This is a genomic window from Njordella calcicola (genome assembly GCF_056494125.1).
Genome location: NZ_CM151396.1, coordinates 4,739,840 through 4,755,211, shown reverse-complemented (window position 1 = coordinate 4,755,211; position 15,372 = coordinate 4,739,840). Strand labels below are relative to the sequence as shown.

Here is a 15,372-nt window from a genome sequence, read left to right as displayed (position 1 = left end):
GACGCCGCTGCAACTAATTGGCTGCCAGCGCGTCAGCCTCGGTCACTGGACGCATGCGAATAAACTGGGGACTGACCACAATCGCTTCGAACATGGCGCCGATGCGGTAATCGTTGGCGGCGAGTTGAGTCTTCATCTGGGCAATGAGCGCATCATCCGATAGCTGCAACGATCGGCCCAATGCATAGGCCAGCAGTTTACGGCATAGGTTGTCGACAAAGTCCGCTTCCCTTTCGGCTTGGATATATGCCTTCAATCCATCGATGCCTATCCGTTGGGAGCCATCAGGAAAGATTGCCGTCGTATCGATTTCTCGGCCGCCTAAATCTTTCGAGCGAAGCTCGCCTATCGGTCCAAAGCTCTCAAACGCCAAGCCAAACGAGTCAAAGCGATCGTGGCACACGGCACAACTCTTATCCTCGCGATGTAGCGCAAGGGCTTCTCGCAACGTAAGCTTACCCAGCAACTCTTCATTGTCAGGCAACTCTGGCACGTTGGGTGGCGGTGCCGGAATACGCTCCCCTAAGACTCGTCGCACAACCCAATAACCGCGTTTCACAGGACTAGTTCTCAAGCCAGGCGAATTCGCTGTCTGGAATACCGCCATCGGCAATAGCCCACCCCTGGCAACATGGCTAGCATCGTCCACCCTGATCCATTGGCCACCCGTGTTGACTTCTAATCCATAATGGTCCGCTAGCGCTTGATTGACAAACGTGTGGCGACCATACACCAATTCCAAGATCGAGCGATCATTTTGAATGGTGTCCTGCAAAAATCGCACGGGCTCTTCAAACATCGCTTGTCGCAAGTCATTATCGAAACTTGGAAAACGCTCGCGATCTACGCTATTGTGCTGCTCGAAGCGGCGGATATCGAGCCAGTTCGCGCCAAACTCAGTCACTAACCCACGCGCTCGAGCATCGCGCAACATGCGCTGCGTGTGCTGGATCAAAACTTGAGGATCACTTAAGGTTTGATTGCGAGCGGCTTGCATCAACTCTGCATCGGGTGTGCTAGCCCACAAAAAATAGCTCAACCGACTGGCCAACGATTCGTCCGATATAGCGACGTCCGCGTTTCCGCTAGCCTCCGCCTGATCATCGCGAGGAAGCATGGTCAAGAAGCAAAAATGCGGCGAAACCAATACACTTACCAGCGTATCACGGATAGCGTCCTCGTGGCTAACACCGTCTTCGCTGCGCAGTTGATGATAAAACTGTAACAGCGACGCTCGTTGCACGTCCGTCAATGGTTGGCGAAACGCTCGTTCGGCAAACTGCACCACGGCTGCAACATGCACCGACTCCGCCGCCGCGCGAGCCGACTCCATCCAACGAACGCGTTTGTTGATATTTTCAAAATGCCGTTGAATCGCGTGCAACGCATCGCCGCTGCCGCCATTGCGAACCGCTTTGGCTAAATACACTTCCGCTAAACGTTGGATCTTCTCTTCGGACGTAACATCTTTGTCTTCCGCTCGTGCAAAATCGAATTCTTCGCTCAGCATATAACGCGAATCCGTCCGCTCAAACCAGACGAACCCTGTATGCTGGCGAACCGGTGCCGCTGTGACAAAATCCAGCTCTTCCCACAGCGAATCTAGATTCGCTTTCGCCTCATCCGTAAGAATCAATTCGCATAACGGTTGATCGTCGCGAAAGTAACCCATCATGCTGTGAAAACCAGCACTCAATAAACGGCCCTTCTGCTCCTCTTCCACCTCGCCGTCCTTACGTCGCAAGTATTCACGGCCCCGTTCAATCACAAAAAAGCTATCAGGAAAGACGTTGCAGAATCGCTCAAACGCAGCTACATGCTTGCGTTGCAAGCGCTCGTCTGCCGGCAACTGCAACTCTGGATCGGATACAATCGAATTCGCTTTCGCGTCGGACTTACCCTTTGCGACAGGCACTTCAACGCCCTCGATGTGCAAGGACTGGCGATTCAAAGTGCGTCGATGCTGTGCGTACTGCTCGTTCTTCCACATGACCAGCGGCTGCGACCCAGAGTGCATTGTCGGAACGGATAAATTGTCGAACTCCGTTCGCAACTTCGAACGTAATTCAACCACCGCATCTCGCATCTGACGGCACTGCGTCATCACCAGCTCACGCTCTGCAGTACTGTCAGGCAACGCTTCCCATCGCAAACGCAATTGGCGAATTGGGCCAAAGTCATCCTGCTGGTCGTTCAAGATCGTCCAGACCATCTGCAAATACTTTTCGCTCAAGCCCTCGCGCTGGGCAATTTCATCCAACGTTGTATCGCGAGTCAAAACGGTATCGCGATGGCGGAACAGCCAACAGGCAGAAAAGTAGTTCGCTAAGTCCACTGGCTGTTGTTGGTAGAACGCAACGATGCGCCGAACACAATACTTATCACGGTCCGTATCGGTGACAACAGGGAATTCGGCAAAGCTGATGCCAGTGGGTGTAAGCACCAGATGCTCAGCGACTCCACGCGCCGCATCTAAGTACTTGGCAAAAAGCGCTGGCGTCACAGACAGAGCTTCACCCGTGTTGTCAAAGCCCGCTTCGTTCGCTGGGTCGACTGGAAAAGTGTCGGTTGGACGCAGGTCAACGCCGGTTAGATCGCGAATCGAGTGATTGTACTCTGAGTTGCTTAAGCGACGCGGCAAGACTCGTCCGGGATCGCCCGCCGATTTGGCGGCATCGGATTGCCGCAAGGCATTGATCCAATCGATCACTGATTGCCGATCCTGCTGACTGGGCTCAAAGCCGGAATCGGCAGGCGGCATGTCACCTGCTATTAATCGATCGCGGACAATTTCCCACAAGGCGTGATGACTTGAGACCTCTTGCGACGACTGGAACGAGGACAAATCCAGTTTTGCTTCTTGCAATTGCGTTCCATGGCAATCCAAACAATTGTCTTGCATGAATGGCAGCACCACGCGCTGAAACTGCTGGCTAAGCATCTGGGGGTTATCGGCGTCCATTGCTTGAGTCGCATCGTCGGCAAGTAACAAGCGTCCGGCGAGCGAACTTCCGAACACAAGTACAAACAAGATCAACGCAAGTGTTGGAATGCGGCAAGTCATAGCGACTTTCAAAAGGAAGGAGTTAAGGCGGGACTCCTATTTTAACCTACTTTTCGCATCTGTGCTTGCTCAACAGACCGAAATTTTCAACGATGGTAGTAGGCACAATCTGTGCGCCGCAACATTTGTAGTACCGCCTTCAGGCGGACAATCGCAACTAAGACCGGCTAAAGCCGGGACTACGAACCAACTAAAGCCGGGACTACGAACCAAAGACCGGCTAAAGCCGGGACTACGAACCAAGAACCGGCTAGTGGCGGGATGACGAATTAATTTGAATGATGACGAACTAACTTATACCAAGGACTGGACGGCCTGGGCAGTGGCGGCAGATTCCAGCGTCAATCCATACTCAACCAATAGCTGCTGCAGTTTGGCGGTCGAAGCAGCATTCAAGCGCGTCATCGGCAATCGCACGTCACCGGTGTCTCGCCCCAGTAGTTGCATCGCCATCTTGATAGGAATCGGATTGGTAGCCATCGATAGCATCTCGCGACACAAGTAAAACAACTTGTGGTGTAGTCGCTGCGATTCTGTCAAATCGCCTTCAGAGGCCGCTTGCACCAAGGCCAACAAATCTCGTGGCACAATGTTGCCGACCACACTGATGACTCCTTCCGCTCCCACGCTCATCATGGGCAGTGTCATCGAATCGTCCCCAGAGAGAACCGTTAAGTCCGTTTGGTTGAGAATCTGCGAACATTGGTCCATCGAGCCGGTGGCTTCTTTGACCATCGTGATGTTCTCAAGCTCAGCTAGTCGAATGATGGTTTCAGGCTCGATGTTTTTAGCGGATCGACCTGGAATGTTGTATACACAGACAGGCAGGTCGCATTCTTCAGCGATGGCCTTGAAATGTTCGTAGAAGCCTTCTTGCATCGGCTTGTTGTAATACGGAGCCACCTGCAACGTTGCATCCGCACCTTCTTTGGCCGCACGATGCGTCAATCGCAAAGCTTCCGCTGTGGAATTACTGCCAGTACCGGCCATGACTTTGCAGCGACCAGCTACTTTTTGGATCACTTCGCTGATCACACGTTCGTGTTCGTCGTGAGACAACGTCGGTGATTCACCGGTTGTTCCCACCGGAACCAGGAATTGAACGCCAGCTTCGATTTGAAAATCGATCTGCTCATGAAGCTTGGGGATGTCGAGCTGTCCATCGCGAAACGGAGTAACAATCGCAACACCAACACCAGAAAATTCGCTGCCTTTTCGCACGACAAGCACTCAGCTCTTTGAAGTGAACATAAAAAAACGCGATAGTCTGCGGGAATTCGCCGACTCGCAAGCTTACAGATTAACCACAATTCCCGCGGTCGAACAGCCTAAATCCTAGCCCTGCAGGCCGCCATTGGTCACTGCGGAATCTCGCGTCCGTGCGGATCGAGGCTTGGAGACAAACTTTCGGCCGCCAATTTGGTCCGCAGTTCTTCGTCCGTAAAATGCTCCAGTCTTTCCGCTTTGGCGTGGACTCGCCCAGAAGGGACACTCGCTTGGTCAGCCAAATAGTGCTCCCATAATCGATGCGATCGTACCAATTGCTTGGCCATCTCGCGTCCCGAATCGGTCAATGTCAAATAGCGATCGGTAGCAACGACAGTGCTTTGCCGAAAATGCTTTCTGGCTGCCAGCCACAGCGACCATCGCGACGCGTACAGATTCTCTGCAAGCTGGTCCGTGGACATGCCTTTACCGCCGCGTTCTTCATCGCGGTAAAGCATCGCGATGATATCTTCAGCCAAGATCTGCAGAGACAAGCTGCGGCTGCGCACATACCGCACGACAACTCCTTGCCGCGGAGCGAACAAACTGACCAACAGGAACATCGCTCCTACCGACACGGCCATCATGCCCGCAGTCGTCGTGCTGCGCATCCCGAACCAACCCGGAACAAAGACTGCGCTGAGGTGTCCTAGCACTGCTGCCGCCATGCCAATCCCCAGACTAAGCAAGAGCACCATCGATAGGCGGCTACTCAATAGCAACGCGGTCGCTGTTGGCACAATCATCATCGCGATGACCAAGATGTTGCCGACGCTTTCAAAACATGCAACCGCAGTGACGGCCACCAATGTCATCAAACTGTAATGCATCAAAGTTGCATTAAAGCCCGTTGTTGTTGCCAGCGCAGGGTCAAACGAAGTCAACTTCAGTTCCTTGTAGAACAAGCCAACAAACAACAAATTGATCGCGCTGACAATCGACAACGTGATTACGACACGAGGGACATCCACACCGAACAAACTCCAAGTATCGATCGGCGTCAACTCAATCGCTCCGTACAGTACGCACCCAGGATCTAAATCGACATGATCGGCCGCTTGCACAATCATGACCAAGCCCAACGCGAAAAACGAAGTGAAAACCACTCCCATCGACGCTCCTTCATCGACGCGACCATAGTTACGTATCCACTGCGTCGCCAATGCCGTCAAAACGCCGACCACAACGGCACCTAGGAACATCGTAACGCTATTGCGTGAGCCGCTGATTAAAAACGCAGCCGCCAGACCAGGCAATACCGCATGGCTGATCGCATCGCCCAGCAGACTCATTCGGCGTAAAACCAAAAACGTTCCTATCGATGACGAAGCTAAAGCACACAACATCCCCGCAATGATGATCCAACCATCCAACCACCAGTTCCACGCCAAATGCATACTTAGCCCTCCACCTTCGAAGCTTGCCCCAGTGGCTCCGGCATGTGCCGGGCATGCGGGTCCGGTGGTACGTGCTTGTCTGCATCGACATTGCCCGAAAGCACCGATTCCAACTCCAAGATCAGTTCGGGTTCCAATACATGCTCAATCGCATCCGCATCCCGGTCCACACGGCTAGGAGCCACATCTGCATGCGTGATTAAGTAAATCTCCCAAAGTCGATGTTCGCGTGCTAGGCGTTTGGCTTTGGCCCAGCCCGATGGGCTTAATCGATATCGACTTCCGACACTGACTTCCATGCGACCATTGCGTAACTCTCGATTGATTGCACTTTGCAAACGCGCACGAGTCCAACTGCGCTGTTGCATGATTTGTTGAAAGTCTAGTTCAATTTCCGGTGCATCGGTTTGTTCGTTCGGTACGCCTTGGCTTTCATAGAACTCGAACATCCCGCGCAGCAAATGCCGCTCGTCGTTTCGCTGGTTCACCGTCCGGCGACGCCAGGCGCGAATCAATACACCTCGGCGACGGCCCAACAGCATGCTGAATCCGAAGACCATTGCTGATACCAGAACGATCATGGCACCGCTGGGCAACCGCGGCAATAGCGCACTGACCGAGGCGACCAGGAGACAACTGATCGCCCCCAATAGGGCCGACCAAATCGCCAGTGATGTCATGTGGTCGGTCCAAAATCGCGCCGAAGCCGCTGGAATGACCATCAAAGCGATAATCAAAACCAATCCGACACTTTGCAGTCCGACAATCGTGACCACTACGACCAACGCCATCAATACGATATCCAGAAACAGCACACTGTAGCCGCGTGAACCAGCAAATGCATCATCGAAACAGAGCAGCTTGAGCTCTTTGAATAACAGCCCGCTGACAATGATGCAACCGATCGCGCTGACCAAAATCAGTTGTGTGTCCCCAGCGGTCATCGAAGCGGTCTTGCCGTAAATGAACGCTTCCAAGCCAGCCGCATGGCCAGCTTCCATTTGCTGTACCAACGTCATTAAAGCTGTACCCGCACCAAAGAAAACGCTCAGCACAATCCCAAGGGCTGTATCCTCTTTCAAATTTGTATTACGGCGTATGCCAAGGATCGCTGCCACGCCCAGTAGTCCGCTGACGGCCGCGCCCAATAATAAAAATGTCAACGATTTCCCGTCGCGTCCTAGATAGGTCGCCAGCATAAAGGCGATGCAAATGCCGGGCAGTGTGGCATGCGCCAAAGCGTCTCCCATCAACGCACGACGACGCAACAAAGTGAAGCTGCCGACTAGGCCAGCGGCTAGGCCCAACAATGCGGTCCCCAGCACGACGACACGCGTGTTGTAATCTTCCAATCGCACCACGCGTAAAATCTCTTCCCATGACGGCAACTCAAAGGCTCGCTCCGTCAATGTCGACGCGATAGAAACGCTTGATTCAAACCACTGATGCAACATCGTGTTACAGCGTCCTTTCACGACGACGCATCGCTTCGGTCGCTTCATCCAACAGCGTCAATCGCCCACCATAAGTCTTCTGTAGATTCTCCGATGTATAGATCGTATCGGTCGGACCATGAGCAACGACTCGCATATTCAGCAGAATGACGTAATCGAAATACTCCTGGACCGTTTGCAAGTCGTGATGGATGACGATCGCCGTCTTTCCATCGCCTTGCATTTGACGCAAGATCTCAACAATCGCCCGTTCAGTCGCTGCATCCACTGCTGCAAACGGTTCATCCATCAAATACAGCTCGGCATCTTGCACCAGAGCTCTGGCCAAGAACGTACGCTGCTGCTGCCCGCCTGACAATTGGCTGATCTGTCGTTTGGCAAAGTCCGCCATGCCCACACGCTCCAAAGCCTGCAACGCCAGCTCGCGATGCTTCTTTCGCACAGGCATGCACCAGCCGACTTTGCGATACAGCCCCATTGTCACGACATCTAACGCATCGACGGGAAAGTCCCAATCGACACTTTCTCGCTGAGGTACATAGCCCACGCGATGGCGATTCTCCGCATAGCTTTTACCGAAGACTTGCACTCGCCCCGAAGCACGCGGGATCAAGTCCATGATCGCTTTGAGCAGCGTGCTTTTTCCAGCTCCGTTGGGCCCCACCACGCCCACCAACGAACCGGCCGGAATATCGAACTCCACATCCCAGATCACTGGCTTGCGATGATAAGCAACCGTTAAATCGTAAACCGACAACGGCGCTACCGCAGCGGCCTGGTTATCGTTGTTTTTTCCCGTGGATTGTTGACTGAACTTGGATTCCTGGATGATGTCGCTACTCATGCGTTGCATTCTGGCTAAGTCGACCGTTGAAACCTGCGGCAGGGACCGCCCCCCCCAAGGCATTGACAATAGTGGTAATGTTATGATCAATCATACCGATGTAGGTCCCTTCGTAAGTTCCCTGGGAACCCATCGCATCGGAATACAGTTCGCCACCGATCGTGACGACATGCCCACGTGACCGAGCGCCATCCATTAACGCTTGAATGTTCTTTCGCGAAACGCTGCTTTCGACGAAGACCGCGCGCACATTACGGTTGACCAGCAAGTCGACCAACTGATTGATCTGCTGCAAACCCGCTTCCGATTCCGTTGAAAGTCCTTGCACCCCGATCACTTCTAACCCATAGGCGCGACCAAGGTAGCTGAACGCATCGTGCGATGTAATCAGTATCCGGCTCTTGGGTGGAATCGATTCGATCGCTAACTTACAGTACGCATGCAGGCCCGCCAGTTCGCTTTGGTAACGCTGCAAGTTCGCTTCGTACTCTTGTTGATGCTCCGGATCCAAGTTTGACAGCGCATCGGCCACAGCTCCCGCCGCTTCACTCCACAGCGAAACATCCATCCAGACATGCGGATCGTAGCTGTCCGATTTCTCGCTGGGGGCAATCAGTTGTGTGGGCGGTAGCGACCCAGTCACAGCGTGGACACGTTGCCGTCTAGCGAGCTTCTGGAGCGTGTCGCTCATTTTGCCTTCCAACAACAATCCGCAGTAAAAAACCATATCGCCGGAAAGGATAATGGCGACGTCATCTCGCGTTGTTTTGTACAGGTGAGGATCAACGCCCGAACCCATCATCTGCTGGACATCGACTCGATCGCCGCCGACGTTGCGCACCAACTCCGCCACCATTCCGACGGTTGCGACTGCTAGCCATTTGTCCGATTTTGTCGGTGGTTGCTGGCTCGAACTGCAACCGCCGGTCGCGATCAATACCAAAACCAGAAAGAACCATCTTGTCATACGTCGTCGATTTTTACGTCGGCCTGCTTCGTTGATTTTCGTGCAGCTTCTTCCTTGGCAGCCGAACTTCCAGCTTATGTTGCCAATTGTAGCAATTGCTACAATTCGTGATTCTAGTGTCGGCCAGATCGTTGTCAATAGAGAACGGCGGACGTGTTGGCGGTCGGACGCAATCGCAATAGGCTGGATGAAACGTTCAAAATGCGTACACTTTGCCGGTTGGACACTCTTGCGAGGAGCCCCCCACCACAGCAATTTCCACGGCGGATAGACCTTTGTCGAAACAGCACTCTCCATCCGAATCCCACAAGCGAACTCGCGATGCTCATGCCAGTGAGACGGCAGAGGATTATGTCGAAGCCATCGACGATATTCTACGAGTACAGGATCGCTGCCGGGTGGTGGATTTAGCGAAACGTTTTGCGGTTTCGCATGTGACGGTGACACGAATTGTGTCGCGGTTGCAGAACGAGGGCTTGGTCGATACTCAGCCATACCGCCCCATTAGTTTGACGGTTGCCGGAGAAAAGATGGCCGCCAAGTCACGACAACGGCATGAGATTGTGCTGGCGTTCCTGCAAGCCATCGGTGTCTCGGCTAATGTTGCAGCCATTGACGCCGAGGGTATCGAGCATCACTGTAGTTCCGAAACGCTGGCGAAAATGCGAGCGTTCGTCGACAGCAAAATGTGTCGGTAGGTGAAAGGTCCACACGATGCGACTAGGAATTAAACCAACAAACGATTTTGCGTTCAAGAAGATCTTTGGATCGCCGGAAAATTCCGATTCGCTCCTTGGTTTGCTTAACGCAATCCTCAATTTCCCCAAGCCAATTGTGGACGTGGAGATCAAGAATCCGTTCAACATTCAAGAGTTCGAGAACCAAAAATCGATTGTCCTTGATTTGCGGTGTCTGGATTCCGGCGGGCGTTGGTTTAACGTGGAAATGCAAGTGTCCTTATTTGCCGGCTTGTTACAGCGACTGGTTTACTACGCTTGCGATATGTACATCGGCCAGCTATTTTCCGGGGGTAGCTATGCCACGCTGCGGTCGTCGATTTCGATTTGTTTGCTGAGGCCCAATGTGTTCAAAGGGGATCAGGCGCATCATCGCTTTCAGTTGATTGACCTTGAAAGCGGCCGTGGACTGCCCATTGGGATTGAAGTACACACGGTGGAGTTATCAAAGTATAATTTAGAGGCAGCGACGATTGCGACAGCTTCGACGATTGAGCAATGGGCATTTTTGCTTTTGCGAGCTCAGGATTATGATGCTGCGACGTTGCGAGAGCTATTGCCAGGTATTGATTTGGGAAAAGCAATTTCGACGATCGAAAAAATTTCGGCCAAGACGGAGGACAAACAGATGTACGACCAACGTGAAAAAGCCCAACGCGATTACGAATGGGCCATGGAAAGCTCGCGAAATGCCGGGCTTGCTGAGGGAATTGAGAAGGGACTGGAGCAGGGACTGGAGAAGGGACTGGAGCAGGGACTGGAGCAGGGGCGCCAGAAGGGGCGGGAAGAGGGCCTGGAGCAGGGGCGGAAATCGGTGATTGAAACACTGATGATGCTAGAAGAGCTGCTCGGTGAACCCATTTCAGAAGCAGCATCATTACAGCAGGTTGATCTGGACGGTCTTTTGAGCAAAGTCTCTACACTTCGAAAACGACTTCGCGATCGCAAAATTTGAACCGCTGAATGGTAGCAGCCGAGTTTAGACAGCCACTTGCTGCCTAGACTGCCGTCGGTCTCGGAATCGCCAGCGGATCCAGCGACTGCCCAGCGACCGTGACGTCGCGAAGTCCAGCGAGCAAGCATTCATCAGCCCTAAACTGATCGCTAAGAGCGAATTCTCGATTGTCGAGAAGGAGACTTCATGAAACACCATTTGGATCGCATGGCAAACCGCCACTCCCGTCGCTAGTACGGCACTTGCCCGCGACCACTCTGGTGCCGCTTGATTGCGATACAGCCGTAAGGTCGAACGAGCGAACGCGACGACCAATCCAAAGTACAGAACGCCGCCGACCAAGCCGAGGTCGACCAGGATACTTGCAAACGAGTTATGATGCACGTAACCGCGTATCGATTCCAATCGAATGTTGGTCGTACGGTCATCCAAGTACGGTCGGTTGTAAATCTGAAATTGATTGAATCCAAAGCCAGTGATTGGTTTGTCCAGAAACATCTTGTATGAAACATAAGCGAACGCTCCTCGCATCCGCGTACTCTCCAGCGTTTCCGCTTCCCCATATTCGCGTTTGAAAGCCACTAGGCTAGGCCCGATAACGATGGCTCCAATCAATCCAAATACCATCAACGAACCGATCGAGACATAGCGCAATCTACCGCGCAGCATCATAAAGAGTGAAATCAGCAAGATTGCGATCGTGCCCATCCATATACTGCGAGTCTTGGTAAGGAAAATGCCAAGCAGCAAAACGGGCGTCAAAAACGCGGTCAATACCCAAGCCCATCGATCAAAGCGACGTAGATACAAAATATACGTCCACAGGACCAGCAAGCAGAAGTTCAGGCAGACTCCCAACCGTACTGATTGCAGCATTGGACCGCGAGCACGTCCAAAGTGAATGCCCAAGGTGGGATCGCCAATAAACTTGGGATACACCAGCGACCATGCGCCCATCGATTCAAAGACGGCTGTCAGCGATAGGTACAGCCCAAACATGAGCAAGACGACCACCGCAGGGTAAATCGAAGCAGGGGTCACTCGTGAATGTTTAATTAACGCGTACAGGAAAACTGGTATCAAGTACCCGTTCAGCAAATGCATCAGTGTCGGCGGTTGCTCAGGAAGTGTCTGCCCCAGAGGGAATGGCAACGTTCTGGCAATCAACCATAGGACGAATGCGATTAGCAATAGATCGCCGGTTTGTATTTCACGCCAGCGAATTCGACCAATATACAAGTTGTATGCGATCTGCAGTAGCAGAAATACAATCCAGAATCGGTCTAACGTCCACGTTAGTCCGCCAGCGTCCAAACCAAAAAAGTCCGACGAGAATGTGCTGCTGACCACCAAGAAGATCGCGCAGCCCAACGGCAAATCGTGATACCTTAAAATGGTAAACGACCAAACCGCGAATGCGAGAACAAAGATGACAGCTACGAACAGCATTCAGAAAACTCCCGCGTAACGATAACCCATGCGCTGGACGGAACGGAAATTTCTTGAGAATACTTGAGCTAGAAAATCTTTTGTAGAAATTCTAAAGCCTACAACTGTTGCAATCGACAGAACCGTCAAACCTTTTTCAATGTTCGGTTTTTACCGTGCTAATCAAATTGCTCCCATGGTAGTCATGAGCGACATAAATGGCGTACGACTAGAGTTTGAATTGTGTGAGTATCTAAACCATGTCCATTTTGCGACAACGAATTTTGCAGTCTTATCAGATTGCGACTCAAAAGTGGCGAGAACGCATCGCGGATGATTTGCGTGCACGTCAACAAATGCCAGCGGCGGTGCTGTTCTACCATCGCGTCGCAAATGAATATTTGAATGATTGGACAATTACTCCTCGGGATTTTGGACGGCATTTAGATTGGCTCGCTGCGAATGCCAAATTTGTAACGTTGCCTGAGATTCAACTTTCACAAGCCGCTAGTGTGCGACCAGAGCTGGAAGTGGCGATCACTTTTGATGATGGTTACGCTGAAAACTGTCAGTGGGCAATTCCTGAATTGCTGCGACGTGAGATTCCTTTCACCTACTTTGTCACCACCGATAACGTCGAGTTTGGCGTTTCGTTTCCTCACGATGTAGATTTGGGGCGAGAGTTGCCCACCAACACCAAAGAGCAGATACTGGAACTAGCTAGATGTGGTGTTGAAATCGGTTGCCATTCCAAGAGTCACCCAGACTTAGGAAAAGAGTATTGTCGCGATTTCCTGCTGCGGGAGATTCGGGATACACGACATAAGCTTCAAGATTGGACCGGCCAGCCGATCAACTATTTTGCGTTCCCTTATGGTTTGCCCAGCAAGATCAGTCAAGCGGCGATCGATGTCGTTTACGAAAGTGGCTATAAGGGGTTTGTCAGTGCTTATGGCGGTTGGAATTGGCCAGGTGAAGATGATTATCATATTCAACGCATACATGGCGAGCCGGGGATTGCTAGTTTAGTCAACTGGCTGACTTTGGACCCTCGCAAACTGCGACGCGGATCGCAATTGAGCTATGCCAAACGCAATTCGCCGAATGAACAAACTTCAGATCGCGAGCTTGTGAGCGATCATGCTTAGTCGCAGTAAACCACTTCGCACTTGCTTTGTGATCACCAGCATGCACGTGGGGGGGGCTGAAACATTGCTCACCAATCTGATTGAAAAATCGGACCCCTCGCGGCTTACTCCGCATCTGATTTGTTTGAAAGAGCCAGGAGAGCTTGGCCTGCAACTAGCGAAAACAATTCCTGTCTTCCATTCGTTGACGTCCAGCAAGTTTGATATTCGTGTTTTTTCGCGGCTGGTGAATATCTACCGTGAATTGGAGATCGACGCTGTCATTACCGTCGGAGCTGGCGACAAGATGTTTTGGGGGCGGCTGGCTGCTAAATGGGCTTCCGTGCCTATCATTGCTTCTGCACTGCATTCGACAGGTTGGCCAGATGAAATCGGTTTGGCTAACAAGCTACTCACGCCCATGACCGATGCCTTTATTGCGGTGGCCGATGCGCATCGCGATTACTTGCGGGATGTCGAGCACCTGCCTGCTGAGAAAGTGTTTGTGATCCCCAATGGGATTGATACGCGACGATTCGCTGCCAATCAAGTCGCTCGGCAAATGGTGCGTTCGGAGCTGGGTATTGGGGCAGAAGACCCTGTGATTGGAATTGTCGCCGCGCTGCGACCGGAGAAGGACCATGAGTTGTTTGTGAAAACGGCGGACGAAGTCTTGAAGCGATACCCAGCGTCAAAATTTCTGATCGTTGGCGATGGAGTGCAACGCGCCTCGATAGAGCAAGCCATTGCTCAACGCGGGTTGGAGCGTTCTGTTCGCATGTTAGGCTCGCGGTCCGATACGCCTGAGCTTCTGGCTGCGATGGATGTCTTTATGTTGACGAGCAAGAACGAAGCCAAGCCTGTTTCGATTCTGGAAGCGCTTGCTTGCCAAGTACCAACCGTTGCACCGAGAGTTGGCTCGGTCACTGAATCTGTTATTGAAGGCACCACAGGCTACACGATCGAAAGTCGCAGTCCAATCGAGTACGCGTCAGCAGTTATCAAGCTGATTGAAGACACTGAACTACGAGCTCGTTTGGGGCAGCAGGGGCGCGAGCTCGTGTGCGATCAAAGCTCGCTGGATTCGATGGTACATGGCTACGAATCGTTGTTATGGCAACTGCATTGCCAACGCGCTGGCATTCGCTGGCCAAAATGGATCGCACAAAAGATGGTCGCGGCGATCCACAGCTCGACGGCCGCAGGTCCACGCCGCTCTATCGGCTAAATCGTTAGAAATTCACTGATATTCCTTGTACATCCTGCCACTATCGGCCTGCCGACGCGTTGGTAGTCGCCCAAGGCTTGGTTCATCGGTATAATAACTCCATCGACACTCTAGTGACATGTTTCCTGGACAGGGCAAAGAGGATCAATGGTATGTATCGTGCAATGATGTTTTTGTCGGCGATCGGCTGTGCCGTCGTCTTCTTGCAAGTGCTGACGGCTCAGAGTCCTAACTCGGACAAAACGCCAACTCCAGCACTTCAACCGGTCAGTGAGACTGCTGCTGTGGCAATCGAGGCTGGCAGCGGTTCTAAACAGGAATTAAAGACCGCTGTTCTCGCTGGCGGATGCTTTTGGTGTACCGAGACCGATTTTGAGAAATGCCCCGGCGTCGTCGATGTCGTTTCCGGCTACAGCGGTGGGACCAGTGAGAATCCCACTTACAAGACTTATCACAATGGACGGCATACCGAGTGCGCATTGATTACCTATGATCCGTCCAAGGTTACCTTCGGCGGCTTGGTCGAATGGTTGATCAAACATATTGATCCGACGGATGCAAACGGACAGTTCTATGATCGAGGAGAAGGTTACAAGCCAATCATTTTCTACGAAGGCGAAGATGAAAAGAAGGCCGCTGAGTTTGTCATTTCGGCGGTCAATTCGATGAAGGTCTTCAAGGTACCATTGGCGATCGAGTTGCGGGAGCGATCGGAGTTTTGGCCTGCTGAGGAATATCACCAGGATTTCCACAAACGCGATCCGAATCACTATCGCCAATATCGAAACGCGTCGGGACGCGATCGAATGATGCGCAGCGTGTGGGGTAAGCGAGCGGACGTTTTGGAAATTGAAGGCTCTCTACCTCAAGGCGCGATCGGGAAAAAAGCCGTCACCAAGTAAGCG

The 15,372-nt window shown here is 52.4% G+C and carries 12 protein-coding genes; 5 read left to right on the top strand and 7 right to left on the bottom strand.

Annotated features, from left to right (window positions below; all coding sequences use genetic code 11):
* Positions 1-13: 13 nt before the first annotated feature.
* The 6 genes from SH302x_RS18250 to SH302x_RS18225 form a co-directional block, all read right to left on the bottom strand.
* On the bottom strand, positions 14-3,064 hold the full coding sequence (locus SH302x_RS18250) for a DUF1592 domain-containing protein (protein ID WP_479363922.1): 3,051 nt from the start codon (positions 3,062-3,064) through the stop codon (positions 14-16).
* 294 nt (positions 3,065-3,358) lie between these two features.
* Positions 3,359-4,285, bottom strand: a complete 927-nt coding sequence (gene dapA, locus SH302x_RS18245) for a 4-hydroxy-tetrahydrodipicolinate synthase (RefSeq protein ID WP_479363921.1) — start codon at positions 4,283-4,285, stop codon at positions 3,359-3,361.
* Between the two features lie 137 nt (positions 4,286-4,422).
* Entirely contained in the window at positions 4,423-5,727 is a 1,305-nt protein-coding gene (locus SH302x_RS18240; RefSeq protein ID WP_479363920.1) for a metal ABC transporter permease, read from the bottom strand.
* 2 nt (positions 5,728-5,729) lie between these two features.
* Entirely contained in the window at positions 5,730-7,181 is a 1,452-nt protein-coding gene (locus SH302x_RS18235) for a metal ABC transporter permease (protein WP_479363918.1), read from the bottom strand.
* Between the two features lie 4 nt (positions 7,182-7,185).
* Positions 7,186-8,025, bottom strand: coding sequence for a metal ABC transporter ATP-binding protein (locus tag SH302x_RS18230; protein ID WP_479363916.1), 840 nt, complete (start codon positions 8,023-8,025; stop codon positions 7,186-7,188).
* The gene (locus tag SH302x_RS18225; RefSeq protein WP_479363914.1) at positions 8,018-8,992 is read right to left on the bottom strand and encodes a metal ABC transporter solute-binding protein, Zn/Mn family; all 975 of its coding nucleotides are present in this window, start codon (positions 8,990-8,992) and stop codon (positions 8,018-8,020) included. The genes SH302x_RS18230 and SH302x_RS18225 overlap by 8 nt, the downstream gene beginning before the upstream one ends.
* 212 nt (positions 8,993-9,204) lie before the next feature.
* Here SH302x_RS18225 and mntR point away from each other — a divergent pair, with 212 nt between their 5' ends.
* Both mntR and SH302x_RS18215 read left to right on the top strand, forming a co-directional pair.
* The gene (gene mntR / locus SH302x_RS18220; RefSeq protein WP_479363913.1) at positions 9,205-9,690 is read left to right on the top strand and encodes a manganese-binding transcriptional regulator MntR; all 486 of its coding nucleotides are present in this window, start codon (positions 9,205-9,207) and stop codon (positions 9,688-9,690) included.
* Between the two features lie 16 nt (positions 9,691-9,706).
* Entirely contained in the window at positions 9,707-10,684 is a 978-nt protein-coding gene (locus SH302x_RS18215; protein ID WP_479363912.1) for an Rpn family recombination-promoting nuclease/putative transposase, read from the top strand.
* A 24-nt stretch (positions 10,685-10,708) separates the two neighbouring features.
* On the opposite strand, the gene SH302x_RS18210 is transcribed toward SH302x_RS18215, so the two are convergent.
* Positions 10,709-12,133: an O-antigen ligase family protein gene (locus SH302x_RS18210; RefSeq protein WP_479363910.1), complete on the bottom strand. Its 1,425-nt coding sequence runs from the start codon at positions 12,131-12,133 to the stop codon at positions 10,709-10,711.
* Positions 12,134-12,372: 239 nt separating this feature from the next.
* Here SH302x_RS18210 and SH302x_RS18205 point away from each other — a divergent pair, with 239 nt between their 5' ends.
* The 3 genes from SH302x_RS18205 (at position 12,373) to msrA (ending at position 15,369) form a co-directional block, all read left to right on the top strand.
* Positions 12,373-13,260 carry a polysaccharide deacetylase family protein gene (locus SH302x_RS18205; protein WP_479363908.1) on the top strand — a complete coding sequence of 296 codons (888 nt, stop codon included), beginning with the start codon at positions 12,373-12,375 and terminating at the stop codon, positions 13,258-13,260.
* Positions 13,253-14,467: a glycosyltransferase gene (locus tag SH302x_RS18200; protein WP_479363907.1), complete on the top strand. Its 1,215-nt coding sequence runs from the start codon at positions 13,253-13,255 to the stop codon at positions 14,465-14,467. The genes SH302x_RS18205 and SH302x_RS18200 overlap by 8 nt, the downstream gene beginning before the upstream one ends.
* A 152-nt stretch (positions 14,468-14,619) precedes the next feature.
* Entirely contained in the window at positions 14,620-15,369 is a 750-nt protein-coding gene (msrA, locus tag SH302x_RS18195) for a peptide-methionine (S)-S-oxide reductase MsrA (protein WP_479363906.1), read from the top strand.
* Positions 15,370-15,372: the final 3 nt, after the last annotated feature.

Coding starts and splice junctions, on each gene's coding strand:
- SH302x_RS18250 (WP_479363922.1), bottom strand. CDS start 3,064: ATGACTTGCCGCATTCCAACACTTGCGTTGATCTTGTTTGTACTTGTG.
- SH302x_RS18240 (WP_479363920.1), bottom strand. CDS start 5,727: ATGCATTTGGCGTGGAACTGGTGGTTGGATGGTTGGATCATCATTGCG.
- SH302x_RS18235 (WP_479363918.1), bottom strand. CDS start 7,181: ATGTTGCATCAGTGGTTTGAATCAAGCGTTTCTATCGCGTCGACATTG.
- SH302x_RS18230 (WP_479363916.1), bottom strand. CDS start 8,025: ATGAGTAGCGACATCATCCAGGAATCCAAGTTCAGTCAACAATCCACG.
- SH302x_RS18225 (WP_479363914.1), bottom strand. CDS start 8,992: ATGACAAGATGGTTCTTTCTGGTTTTGGTATTGATCGCGACCGGCGGT.
- SH302x_RS18215 (WP_479363912.1), top strand. CDS start 9,707: ATGCGACTAGGAATTAAACCAACAAACGATTTTGCGTTCAAGAAGATC.
- SH302x_RS18210 (WP_479363910.1), bottom strand. CDS start 12,133: ATGCTGTTCGTAGCTGTCATCTTTGTTCTCGCATTCGCGGTTTGGTCG.
- SH302x_RS18205 (WP_479363908.1), top strand. CDS start 12,373: ATGTCCATTTTGCGACAACGAATTTTGCAGTCTTATCAGATTGCGACT.
- SH302x_RS18200 (WP_479363907.1), top strand. CDS start 13,253: ATGCTTAGTCGCAGTAAACCACTTCGCACTTGCTTTGTGATCACCAGC.
- msrA (WP_479363906.1), top strand. CDS start 14,620: ATGTATCGTGCAATGATGTTTTTGTCGGCGATCGGCTGTGCCGTCGTC.